The organism is Carbonicoccus niuqiaonis, from assembly GCF_050157065.1.
GTDB lineage: Bacteria > Actinomycetota > Actinomycetes > Propionibacteriales > Propionibacteriaceae > Avipropionibacterium.
Map to the genome: position 1 here is coordinate 3,418,455 of NZ_CP189573.1, position 12,146 is coordinate 3,430,600.

9 protein-coding genes and 1 pseudogene are annotated in these 12,146 nt (G+C 68.4%); 2 read left to right on the plus strand and 8 right to left on the minus strand.

What is annotated here, in order from left to right:
- Nucleotides 1-3: 3 nt before the first annotated feature.
- The 7 genes and pseudogenes from nuoE to ACQBAU_RS15700 all read right to left on the minus strand — a co-directional run bounded on the left by nuoE (nucleotide 4) and on the right by ACQBAU_RS15700 (nucleotide 6,493).
- Nucleotides 4-873, minus strand: a complete 870-nt coding sequence (nuoE, locus tag ACQBAU_RS15670; protein WP_465255710.1) for an NADH-quinone oxidoreductase subunit NuoE — start codon at nucleotides 871-873, stop codon at nucleotides 4-6.
- Nucleotides 870-2,240, minus strand: a complete 1,371-nt coding sequence (locus tag ACQBAU_RS15675; protein ID WP_465255709.1) for an NADH-quinone oxidoreductase subunit D — start codon at nucleotides 2,238-2,240, stop codon at nucleotides 870-872. The genes nuoE and ACQBAU_RS15675 overlap by 4 nt, the downstream gene beginning before the upstream one ends.
- 1 nt (nucleotide 2,241) lies before the next feature.
- Nucleotides 2,242-2,916: pseudogene (locus ACQBAU_RS15680) on the minus strand (NADH-quinone oxidoreductase subunit C); the annotation flags it as partial.
- Between the two features lie 269 nt (nucleotides 2,917-3,185).
- Complete coding sequence (locus tag ACQBAU_RS15685; protein WP_465255708.1) at nucleotides 3,186-3,740, minus strand: NuoB/complex I 20 kDa subunit family protein; 555 nt, start codon at nucleotides 3,738-3,740, stop codon at nucleotides 3,186-3,188.
- 25 nt (nucleotides 3,741-3,765) lie between these two features.
- A complete protein-coding gene (locus tag ACQBAU_RS15690) occupies nucleotides 3,766-4,128 on the minus strand; it encodes an NADH-quinone oxidoreductase subunit A (protein ID WP_465255707.1) in 363 nt (120 codons plus the stop codon).
- A 40-nt stretch (nucleotides 4,129-4,168) separates the two neighbouring features.
- Nucleotides 4,169-5,434, minus strand: a complete 1,266-nt coding sequence (locus tag ACQBAU_RS15695) for a geranylgeranyl reductase family protein (RefSeq protein ID WP_465255706.1) — start codon at nucleotides 5,432-5,434, stop codon at nucleotides 4,169-4,171.
- Nucleotides 5,435-5,584: 150 nt separating this feature from the next.
- Nucleotides 5,585-6,493, minus strand: a complete 909-nt coding sequence (locus ACQBAU_RS15700) for a hypothetical protein (protein WP_465255705.1) — start codon at nucleotides 6,491-6,493, stop codon at nucleotides 5,585-5,587.
- A gap of 117 nt (nucleotides 6,494-6,610) precedes the next feature.
- Here ACQBAU_RS15700 and ACQBAU_RS15705 point away from each other — a divergent pair, with 117 nt between their 5' ends.
- Both ACQBAU_RS15705 and ACQBAU_RS15710 read left to right on the plus strand, forming a co-directional pair.
- The gene (locus tag ACQBAU_RS15705; RefSeq protein ID WP_465255704.1) at nucleotides 6,611-7,804 is read left to right on the plus strand and encodes a glucuronyl esterase domain-containing protein; all 1,194 of its coding nucleotides are present in this window, start codon (nucleotides 6,611-6,613) and stop codon (nucleotides 7,802-7,804) included.
- Nucleotides 7,805-7,941: 137 nt separating this feature from the next.
- Entirely contained in the window at nucleotides 7,942-11,010 is a 3,069-nt protein-coding gene (locus ACQBAU_RS15710; protein ID WP_465255703.1) for an exo-alpha-sialidase, read from the plus strand.
- A gap of 18 nt (nucleotides 11,011-11,028) precedes the next feature.
- On the opposite strand, the gene ACQBAU_RS15715 is transcribed toward ACQBAU_RS15710, so the two are convergent.
- Nucleotides 11,029-12,108: a sialidase family protein gene (locus tag ACQBAU_RS15715; RefSeq protein WP_465255702.1), complete on the minus strand. Its 1,080-nt coding sequence runs from the start codon at nucleotides 12,106-12,108 to the stop codon at nucleotides 11,029-11,031.
- Between the last annotated feature and the right edge of the window lie 38 nt (nucleotides 12,109-12,146).

A 12,146-nucleotide genomic window follows, 5' to 3' on the forward strand; every position in this document is an offset into this window, starting at 1 on the left:
CGGTCACTGCCCCTCCCCCTTCGCGTCGGAGTCAGCTTCGGCCGGCGCCGGCACCTCTGGTGCCCGCCAACCCTTTTCGTGGGCGATCTGCAGTCCCAGTTGGGAGGCCGTCCCCGAGGTCGGCCCCTCGTCGGCGCGGCCGTCGGGGAAGCCGGCCAGCACCCGTTCGGCCTCGCGCCAGCTGGAGATCCGGGCGCCGCGGGTTGCGGTGACCTGCTCGCCGGCGCGCAACTTGTCGACGACCTCGCGGGCCGACTCGGGGGTCATCTGGTCGAAGAACTCCCAGTTGACCATCATCACCGGCGCGTAGTCGCAGGCCGCGTTGCACTCGATGTGCTCGAGGGTGATCTTGCCGTCGGCGGTGGTCTCGTCGTTGCCGACGTCCAGGTGGCCCTGCAGGTCGGCGAGGATCTGGTCGCCACCCATCACCGCACACAGGGCGGTGGTGCAGACCCCGACGTGGTGTTCGCCGACCGGCTTGCGCTTGTACATGGTGTAGAACGTCGCCACACCGTTCACGTCGGCGGTGGTGATGTCGAGGACCCGGGCACAGGCCTCGATGCCGGCCGGGGTGACCCGCCCCTCGACACTCTGCACCAGGTGCAGCATCGGCAACAGGGCCGACCGCGGCTGTGGGTAGCGGGCGGCGATCTGCCGCAGCTCCTCGATGGTCTCCTCGCCGATCGCGGTGGTCTGGTCGCCGGTGAAGTCGACGCCGCCGGAGTCGGCGAAGTGGCTCGGGAAGTGGTGGCCCTTGCCACCCTCGGCGTGGGTCTCGGCGACGGCGGTCGCCGGGACCTTCTCCGCGGCCTCGGTGGCCTCCACCTTGGCCTTGGTCACCGCAGCGTCGCTGCGCCGATCGTCCGGGCTCATCGGTCAACCCCTCCCATGACTGGATCAAGGCTCGCCACCGCGACCACGACATCGGCCACCATCGCACCCTCGGTGACGGCCGGCATCGCCTGCAGGTTGGCGAAGCTGGGGTCACGGAAGTGCGCCCGGTACGGCCGGGTGCCGCCGTCGGAGACGACGTGTGCGCCCAGCTCACCCTTCGGCGACTCGACCGGCACGTACGCCTGGCCGGGCGGCACCCGGAAGCCCTCGGTGACGATCTTGAAGTGGTGGATCAGCGCCTCCATCGACTCGCCCATGATGTGGCGGATGTGGTCGTTGGAGTTGCCCATGCCGTCGGGGCCGAGTGCCAGCTGCGCGGGCCACGCGATCTTCGCGTCGTCCACCATCACCGGGTCGCCCTTCATCTTGTCCAGCCGGTCGAGGCACTGCTCGATGATCTTGACCGACTCCCACATCTCCTCGAGCCGGATGATGAACCGCCCGTACGCGTCGGCGTCGGTGTGGGTGATCACGTCGAAGTCGTAGGTCTCGTAGCCGCAGTAGGGCTGCTTCTTGCGCAGGTCCCAGTCGTAGCCGGTGGAACGCAGCGGCGGGCCGGTGATGCCGAGCGCGAGGCAGGTCGACAGGTCCATGTACCCGACGTCGCAGAGCCGCCGCTTGAAGATCGGGTTCTCGTTGCAGAGTGCCGCGTACTCGGGCAGGTGCTTCTTGAGCCACTTCACCAGGTCACGGAGCTGCTCGACGCCGTTGTCCGGCAGGTCCTGGGCGACCCCGCCGGGACGGATGAAGGAGTGGTTCATCCGCAGGCCGGTGATCAGTTCCAGCCCGCCGAGCACCTTCTCGCGCTCCCGGAAGCCGATGGTCATCACGGTCAGCGCGCCGATCTCCATGCCACCGGTGCCGAGGCAGACCAGGTGGGAGGAGATGCGGTTGAGCTCCATCAGCAGCACCCGCATCACGTTCGCCTTCTCCGGGATGCGGTCCTCGATGCCGAGCAGGCGCTCCACGCCGAGGCAGTACGTGGCCTCCTGGAACAGCGGGGTGAGGTAGTCCATCCGGGTGCAGAAGGTCACGCCCTGGGTCCAGGTGCGGAACTCCATGTTCTTCTCGATGCCGGTGTGGAGGTAGCCGATGCCGCAGCGCGACTCGGTGACGGTCTCGCCGTCGATCTCCAGCACCAGCCGGAGCACGCCGTGGGTCGACGGGTGCTGCGGACCCATGTTGACGATGATGCGCTCGTCGAGGTGTTCGGCCTGGGCGTCGACGATCGCGTCCCAGTCCTGCCCGCCGGCGGTGTAGACGCGACCCTCGTGGGCGTCGCTCGCCGGGCCGTACGGATCGTTGTTCGGGTCGACCTCGGTGGCCGGATTGTTCGGTGCAGTCATGTCAGTTGTAGCTCCTCCGCTGATCCGGCGGCGGGATCGTGGCGCCCTTGTACTCGACGTCGATGCCACCGAGCGGGTAGTCCTTGCGTTGCGGGTGCCCGGGCCAGTCGTCGGGCATCAGGATGCGGGTGAGCGCGGGGTGTCCGTCGAAGACGATGCCGAACATGTCCCACGTCTCGCGTTCGTGCCAGTCGGCGGCCGGGTAGGTCGGCACCACCGACGGGATGTGCGGGTCGGCGTCGGCGACGGTCACCTGGAGTCGGATCCGACGGTTGTGGGTCATCGACTGCAGGTGGTAGATCGCGTGCAACTCGTGCCCGGTGTCCTCGGGGAAGTGCACCCCGGAGACACCGGAGAACAGTTCGAACCGCAGGTGGGCGTCGTCGCGGAGCTGCTTGGCGACCGCGACCAGGTGCTCCCGCGGGATGTGCAGGGTCAGCTCGCCCCGGTCCACCACGACGACCAGGTCGCCCAGTGGCGGCACCAGCTCGACGAGCCGGTCGACCACCGTGTCGAACCACGCGGTGTCGCCGTCGCCGTACGGGCGACGCGAGGCACCGGGGAACTGCATCGGGCGGGTGAGGCCGCCGTACCCGGAGGTGTCGCCGGAACCGCGCACCCCGAACATGCCCTTGCGGACCTCGAAGGTACGGCCACCGCCGGCCGGTGGGGCGGCGAGTTCGGCACCGGGGCTGGCCTGGACGCCGTCGCCGACACCGGTGGCCGGCTCGTCCTTCTTGGCCGCCTCGGGCTCCTTCGTGCCCTCGGCTCGGGCCGGCGGCGTCGCGGAGGTCGACTTCTCGTCGACCTCGGCGGCGCTGGCCTTGGCGTCGGCGGCCGTGTCGTGCGTCGGCGCCGAAGTGTCCTCGGAGGTGGCGTCGCCGCGCTCGACACCCTGCGGGTCGGGGTCGACCGGGGTGTCGGGATCGTGGCGGGGCTTGTCACTCATCGCAGCAGGCCCTTCATCTCATGCGTGGGTACGGCTTCGAGTGCGGCCCGCTCGTTGGCCTCGTGGACCTCGGTCTCGTGGACGCCGATGGGCCGGCGCAGCATCATGTTGCGCAGCTTGAAGACCGCGTCGACCAGCATCTCGGGCCGCGGCGGGCAGCCGGGGAGGTACATGTCGACCGGCACGATGTGGTCGACCCCCTGCACGATCGCGTAGTTGTTGAACATGCCGCCCGAGGAGGCGCAGACGCCCATCGCGAGCACGTACTTCGGGCTGGCCATCTGGTCGTAGACCTGCCGCACCACCGGCGCCATCTTCTGGCTCACCCGGCCGGCGACGATCATCAGGTCGGCCTGGCGCGGCGAGGCGCGGAAGACCTCCTGGCCCCAGCGACCCGAGTCGTACGGCGGCGCACCGTACGTCATCATCTCGATGGCGCAGCACGCCAGGCCGAACGATGCCGGCCAGAACGACGACTGCCGCATGTAACCGAAGATGCCCTCAACCGTGGTGAGCATGATCCCACTGGGGATCTTGTCCTCTGCTCCCATCACAGCCTCCCGTCGACGTTGCTGATCAGTCCCATTCCAGTCCCCCGCGGCGCCAGACGTACAGGTACGCCACGAACACCATGACGATGAACAACACCATCTCGACCAGGGCGAAGGCGCCCATCTGGTCGAACGAGACCGCCCATGGGTACAGGAAGACGATCTCGATGTCGAACACGATGAACAACATCGCGGTGATGTAGTACTTGATCGGGAAGCGACCGCCGCCGACGGGCTGGGGCGTCGGGTTGACGCCGCACTCGTACGCGTCGAGGCGGGCCCGGTTGTAGCGTCCCGGGCCCAGCATCGCGTTCACCCCGAGGGTGACCGCCACGAAGCCCGCCGCGATCGCCAGCAGGAAGACGATGCCGAGGTACATGTCGTTCATGGTCGAGGTCCCATCTGGCCTGTCTCTTCGGTGAAGGTGCTCATGCTGCGGGCGCCATCCTGGTGAGCGAGTTGATGATCTTGTCCATCGCATCGCCGTCGCGGCTGTCGGTCAAGTTCGCGAGCAGCTTCAGTACGAACTTCATCAACGTCTTACGAGGTAGACCGTAGCGGGTGCAGAGCTTCATGATCTCGGGACGCCCGATCAGTTTCACGAAGATGCCGCCGAGACGGTAGTAGCCGCCGAGCGAGCCGGCCAGCGAGGACGGGTAGGCGCGCAGCGCGAGCTCGGCCGACTGGGTGCCGATCCCCCGCTGATGGGCCTCCGCGATGGCCTCGGCGGCGTACTCGGCGGCCTCCATCGCGTACGCGATGCCCTCCCCGTTGAACGGGTTGACCATGCCGCCGGCGTCGCCGACGAGAAGCAGCCCGCGGGTGTAGTGCGGCTTGCGGTTGAAGCCCATCGGCAGCGCGGCACCACGGATCGGGACGGTCATGTTCTCGTCGCGGAAGCCCCACTCCTCCGGGGTGTTCAACAGCCAGCGGCGCAGCAGGTCCTTGTAGTCGGTCTTGCCGAACGCGGTGGAGGTGTTGAGCACACCCAGGCCGACGTTGCAGGTGCCGTCACCCATGCCGAAGATCCAGCCGTAGCCGGGCAGCAGGTTGGACTGGCGGGGCTTGCCGTCCCACAGCTCCAGCCACGACTCGAGGTAGTCGTCGTCGTGGCGGGGTGAGGTGTAGTACGTACGGACCGCGACCCCCATCGGTCGGTCGTCCCGCTTGTGCACCCCCATCGCCAGCCCGAGCCGGGCCGAGTTGCCGTCGGCGGCGACGACCAGGGGTGCGGTGAACTCGCGGCCGTCCTTGGACCGGACGCCGATGATGCGGTCGGTCCGGTCGTCGAGGATCGGTTCGGTGACGTGGGTGTCCTCGTACAGCGTGGCGCCGAAGCTGATCGCCTGGCGGGCCAGCAGGTCGTCGAAGTCGGCACGGGGGCGGACCAGCCCGTACGAGGGGAAGTCGGCCAGGTCGGGCCAGTCGAGCTCGAACGGGGTCGTGGTGCCGCCGTAGATGCGGAGACCCTTGTTGCGGAGCCAGCCCGCCTCTTCGGAGGTGTCGATGCCGAGTCGGATCAGGTGGCGGGTCGCGCGCGGGGTCAGCCCGTCGCCGCAGACCTTCTCCCGGGGGAACCGAGACTTCTCCACCAGGGTGACACTCAGCCCACGGCGGGCCAGATGGGCGGCCGCCGTGGAGCCTGCCGGACCGGCTCCGACGACGATGACGTCGGACTCGGTTGGGGCGGTCATGGGTCACTCCTGGGCATCGAGCTCGTGAAAACCTTCACTAACGTCTCGGCAGTCTACGACGTTCCGACCCGCTCGGCCATTCGGGCTCCACCTCACCGCAACCCTTGCCTGACAAGGGATTTATGCAACGTTGGCGCGCTGTAATTGCGCTCACACGGGTGGGTCGGGCAAAGCCGGGAGATCGCGATCGAGGACGGCGTGCAGGTGATCCGCCATCCGTACGCCACCTGGGGGCTGCTCTCCTCTCCAGGCCACGCCGTGCGCCACGTCCCTGCCGTGCAGCGCACCAGTTGGATACACGTAGACGTTGTCCAACTCCTTCTGGTGCTGCAGGTCATCAATGATCCACGACCACGAGTAGTAGGGGTTCGGTGCGAGCTGTTCACCGAACCGGAGATACTGCTGGCCGGGCAGCCGGGTCGCCCTGAGCAACGCCTCGTCGCTCTCTGCGTCGTACCTCGGCCAGATGTGCGCCTCGATCACCGCGAAGGAGTCCGGAGCGGTGACCCAGAACGCTGCGAGTCGCAGTGAGGACCGCAACCGCAGCCCGCCGCGGTGGACGGTCAGATAGCGCACCCCCGCGGTCTCGGACCACATGGAATGTTGGATGTGCTGATGGAGGTCCATGATGGCGTGATCGTCGGCCGAGGCGTCGGGCGGGCGTGGGCCATGGGCAGCGTCGTCCCAGGCGATGATGCCGGACTCGTGGTGCCGCGCATCGCCCGGTCGTGGCGGCCGGGATCCCCAAGGACTACCGAGGTCGGCCGGATCGACGCTCCACACGACATCCGTGCTGACCCAGCCGGCGGAGCGCCATTGCGCCAGGTGCTCGGCCGCGGGCTCGGGAAGTCCGTCCGGGCCGCTGACCAGCCCGACCGTGTCCGCACCCCGCCGAAGAACGACGCAGTAACGTTCGGCGTCGACGATCCAGCACCCCAGCAACGCCCACGTCTCGAACACCCGTTGCGCGGCCAGTTGGTACAACGAGCGATCCAGCTGGTCCAGCGATGTGGGGCCGCACCGCGGCAGCAACCGCTCGACGTCGTCGAGTATCGACATGATGACAGGCCTCCGGCCAAGCTTACGTCAGACTATCCACAGTGAGGTCGACGGGGACGTGTCCGATCCGTGTCACCCGAGTGGCGTCGCCCGAGGCCGCAACGGCAGGATCGCCCCATGAGCACCGCATCGACCGAGCAGAATCCGTACGTCAACGAGCCCGACCCGAACCGCACGGCGGAGGAGAGTGTCCGGCTCTTCGCCGACGACGTGTACGGACGGCCGCCGGCCGAGCACGTGGCGATGAGGTGGCACGAGGTTCGCGAGACCCCGTTGGCCGACGACAGCCTGCGGCGGCAGTTGGTCCTCGAGCTCGCCACAGAGAAGGACAAGCTGGCGATCACCCTGCTGGTCCACCTACCGCCGATCGCCAGCCGCGGGGAGCGTGGCGCCCCGGCGTTCCTGGGGATGAACTTCCGCGGCAACCACACCACCTCCGAGGATCCCGACGTCCTCGACCTGACCGAGCCCGAGGATCCGTCCCACGGCGACCCGTTGTCGTACGACGAACTGAAGGAGCGGTTCGAGATCCCGTTTCCCCGTGGTGCCCAGGCCAACCGGTGGGACTATCCGACGGTCGCGGCCCGCGGGTACGCCAACATCACCTGGAGCTACGTCCAACTCGCGCCCGACACCGCCGACATCTTCGCCCGCGGACCGCACAAGCTGTTCCACGACACCGACACCGACAGTCGTGAACCGTCGGACTGGGGCTCGATCGGCATGTGGGCCTGGACCATGTCGCGCGTCCTGGACGCCCTGGTCGCGGGCATGGTGCCCGAGGTCGACCCGACCACGGTGATCGCGCACGGCCACTCCCGGCTCGGCAAGACCGCCCTGTGGGCCGCAGCCACCGACGAGCGGTTCGCCGCCGCGATCAGCAACAACTCCGGCGCCATGGGTGCGGCCCTGTCCCGGCCAGTCGGCGAGACCCCGACCGTGCTGGCGGAGGTGCGGCCGCACTGGTTCGCGCGTCGGTTCTCCGAGATCGTGCTGGCTGGCGACCCGCTGCCGGTCGACCAGCCCGAACTGATCGCCGCGATCGCACCACGTCCCGTGTACGTGGCGAGTGCCAGCGAGGACACGTGGGCCGACCCGGAGGGTGAGTTCTTGTCGTGGCAGCAGGCCTCGGCCACCTGGGAGGGTGGCGCCGAGGCCACCGCTGGCGAGTTCCCCGAACCCGGCACCGTCCTGCAGCCCGACGGCGCCCCCCTGGGCTACCACCTGCGGCCCGGCCCGCACAGCGTGGAGGCCTTCGACTGGGCGGCATGGCTCGACTGGGCCGACCGCTGGGTGCGACCGGGACACTGAACCGAGGACGAGAGCCTCCGTCGAGCCCGTCGAGGCGCTCGCCTTGCCAAATATTGTGGGATGTCCCTTGACCCATGTCGGCTGATGTTCATAGTGTCGTGTCACAACCCCCGATCGTCTGCTCACGAAGGAGTGACATGCGACGCCGCCAGTTCCTTGCCACCACAGGTCTCGCCACCGCGACCGTCCTGACCGCCACCGCCGGCGACTGGACGACCGCAGCGCACGCGGCCCCCACTGCCGACCCGACCGCAGGCCGGCTCCCGGCCACCGTGGGCCTGATCGACAACCACCACGATCCCCGCACCGGCCCGTTGACCCAGTTCGGCGCGACGTACGGGATGGCTCTCGACTGCCGCTACCGCAGCCTCGGGGTCGACCTCGGGTCCGCGCAGCACGTGACGGCCCTCGAGATCCCCACCAATCGGCCGTCCCACCGGCTCAACCCGCGCGACCTGTCGGTGTGGGCGAGCGACGACAACGCCAGCTGGACCCGTCACGACGCCGAGTTCCTCGATCTGGGCACCACCGTGTGGCTGTTCGGGCTGGACGTGACCGCCCGCTATGTTGCCGTGCACTGCCACCGTGACGGTGAAGGGCCCGACGCGACGATCGTGACCACCACTGTGCAGGAGTCCCTGTTCGCACACGACGTGCAACCCGGCTCCTTCGTCGCCTCGGGCGGCGGCAGTTGGACCAATCGCAGTCGACTGCGGATCCACAATCCCCACGACCAGGCCCTGCGCGACCGCTGTGCGTACCTCCCCCTTGATCAGCTGGGCATCGGTCAGTTGATCCGCGACGGCAAGCTCCGCGAGGACTTGGCCGATCTGCGGTTCGCCGACGAGGACGGTCGGCAGTTGCACGCGTACAACGACGGCGACGGGATCTTCATCCGGGTGCCATCGATCGGCCCGAAGTCGGTGATCATCGCGTACGCCCATGCCGGCAACCCGGTGGCGACCAGTGTGCTCAACGACGCGTACGCATTGCAGGTCGAGTACGGACGCCGCACCTACCGCAGACAGGGCGGGCAGTCCGCCGCCGGACTGAACTTCGGGCTCGAGATCCATCCGGCCCGACTCCCCGACGGGACGCTGATGATCGCCGCGAACACCACGCGGACCGGCGGCATCCACGCCCGGTACAGCTTCGACGACGGTCGCACCTGGACCCTGCCCGAGCCGATGATCCCGCCGTCGAACCCCGATGTCGCCCTGGACCGGGCGGGTGGCTTCCTGGTCGATCCCGACACCGGGGTCCTCACCGCCGTGTTCTACGCCACCGGGGTGTCGAGCGGTCCCGACTGGACCGACCCGGAGCAACACCTGTGCCAGTTGTGGATCGCGCAGGCTGATCACTACGTCGATCGGCGGCCGGTGTTCGGCACCCCGCGACGGCAGCTGCTCACCAACCACCTCACCGGTCAGGACGTCGCCTGGAACATCACCTACAGCGATCCGATCAAGACCAGCAGCGGCGCGTACGTGGTGCCGGTCCCCCACATCTACCTACCGGACGGCCAGTTCGCCGAGGCGATCCTGCGGTCGACCGACGGTGGTCTCACCTGGACCCAGAGTGACACCCCGTTGACCATGGAGGTGGAGGGCTTCGAGGGCGGCATCAGCGAGTCGGCGATCGCCGAGCTCTCCGACGGTCGCCTCATGATCATCGCCCGGCAGCAGTCCGGCGCCAAGTACCACTTCGCGGTCAGTTACTCCGACGACGACGGCGTCACCTGGACACCGGTGGTCGACAGCAGTGTGCTGGCCACCAACACCTGTCCCAGCTTCCTGTGGCGGCCCGATGACAGCCTGCTGCTGAGCTGGTCGGGCCACAATGCGCTGGGCCAGGCGAGCTACTGGCGCAACAACCTCACGGTCGCCCGGACCACCGACGACGGACAGCGGTACCGCCACCACCAGGACCTGACCGGGGCGACCAGCCTGTCGCGGCCGGGCTGGTTCAGCGGCAATGAACGCGTCACCATGATCGAATCGTTCATGGCCGCGGCCGGGGAGTCGGACCTGCTGGTGGGGTGGGCCGACGTCCGAGCGGGCACCGGCAGCACCTTGCTGGTCGAGGACATCGACCGCTACGTGCAGGACAGCCACGGCGCCCTGGACGTGTTGAACCACTACTCCACCGCGGGGGTGGCGAACGGCTCCGAGCTGGCGCAGTCACGGTGGTGGCGTACCACCAAGGCAGGGTCGCTCACCCTGGTCGACGGGCCGCGCGACGGAGTGCGAGCCGTACGGCTGGATTCAGCCGGGGTGACCGTCCCGATCGGTGCATCACGGTTGTTCCCGGGTACCCGCAAGGCGATGGTCCGCTGTCGGATCCGGGTCGGTGACACCACCGCCGGGCTCCGGATCGCTGTCCAGGAAGGGTTCTCGACCGTCGACACCCCGACCGGCGGGGCCAATGCGTACGGCACCGTCACACTGCTCGAGGTGCAGCCCGACCACGCGGTGTTCACCACCACCGAGGACGTGTTCGACGCGGTGCCGCTCGGCGGCTGGCTAGCCGAAGACACCGATCCGGCCACCGGTGAGCTGCACTTCGGCGAGGTGGGTGGTGTGGCTTTCGACTACGGTGGCCGTAGTATCGGTCTGGACCTGCTGCAGCCGCGAACCCTGGACGGGCTGGTGATCACCGGCAGCTCCGACTTCAACGCGTCCGGTGTCACCCGCGTCGAACCGGGCGACCTGCGGGTCTGGATCGCCGAGACCAATGGGGACTGGGTGGAACAGGGCGGTTGGAGCGGCACCAAGGACGGGCTGACGTTCACCCTCCACGGTCCCGAGGTGACGACCCGGTATGTCAAGATCAGCCAGCCGTACACCGACACCGCGTTCAGCCTGGCCGGCTACATGCAGGACTTCATCCAGGTGCTCCCGGACCGCCCCGACATCGAGCATCCGCAGGACTTCGGGCCGTTGCCGGTCCCGACCAGCCTCGTCGCGGGACAGTGGCACACCCTGCAGTTCGACGCCGACCTGGACGCGGGCACCGTGGTGATCTCGGTCGACGGCACGGTGGTGGCGGAGCAGGCTCCGCTACGGCACGCGGAGACGATCACCCACTTCATGTTGCTGGGCGGCAAGGGCGGCACGACGGAGGTGGAGATCGCCGAGCTGTTGGTGCAGGACCTCAGCCTCGGGGTGTCGACGGTCAACCGGCTCGGCCGCCCCGGACACGCGTGATCACGTCGGCGCGCCGGATCAGGTGGTCGTGCTGATCCGGCGGATCCGGAGTCGGGTGAGGCAGTTCGTGTCGTGCACCGCCGAGCCGGCGCAGTAGGCCAGCAGCAGGGCGTCCGGCAGTTCGTGGATCGCGGTGTAGCAGTATCCCGAGTCCGGATCGTCCTCCAACACGATCTGGTCCGTCCACTCGGTCGCCTGTCCGTCGCCGATGGCCAGCACCAGCGGAGTGCGCCCGTCGTTCCAGCCGGACGGTGGCCGGTACTGCCCCGGCCCGGCGGCAACCGGGTTCCAGACTGCCACCAGCCGCCCCGATGACAGTCGCTTCACCGACAACGGCGATCGCGGCGAACTGAACACGGACGGCCGCGGCACCGACCAGGTCTCGCCGCCGTCGCGGCTGGACATCTCCCACTGGGACCCCTGATCGGTCCGTGCCCACCCCCACAACGTGCCGTCGGCCAACTCGACCACCCCGGGCTCCTGCATCCCTGACCTGCTGTCGCCGTACGGCAGCACCGACGGCCGTGACTCGTGCCAGGTCTCGCCGAGGTCGTCGGAGAAGGAGAAGTACGTCGTCGCCCACGAGTCGAACGACGGCTCCGGCCCGACATCTCGGGCACGGTGGAAGGCGGCCGGCACCACGAGTCGACCCGATGACAGTTGGATCACTCGGTCGTTGTTGGTGACGTGGTATCCGATCGCCGGGATGCAGCAGCGCCCCTCACTCCAGCTGCGACCCTCGTCATCGGAGATCCGCATGATCAACCGCATGTCGTGGAATCCCTTGCGACGCAGGTGGAACAGCGCGAGTCGCCCGTCCTGCAGTCTCAGCAGTGACACGCTCATCACGTTGATCGCGTCGTCGTCGTGGCGGCTCAGCACCAGCTCCGGTTCGGACCAGGTCACACCGCCGTCGGAAGAACGGATGGCCACCAGGTCGGCGCCCGCGTTGTCATGGAAGGAGCCGTCGTCGAACCGTGACCAGACGAACAGCACCGTCCCGTCGGCCAGCGTGGCGAAGGCGCCCTCGCTGTGTCGGGCGAACCCGTCGCCGGGTGCAAGATCGACAGCGATGGCATCCACCTTGGGACCACTCATGTGATCACCCTTCCTTGGTCATCTCGAACAGGACGGCC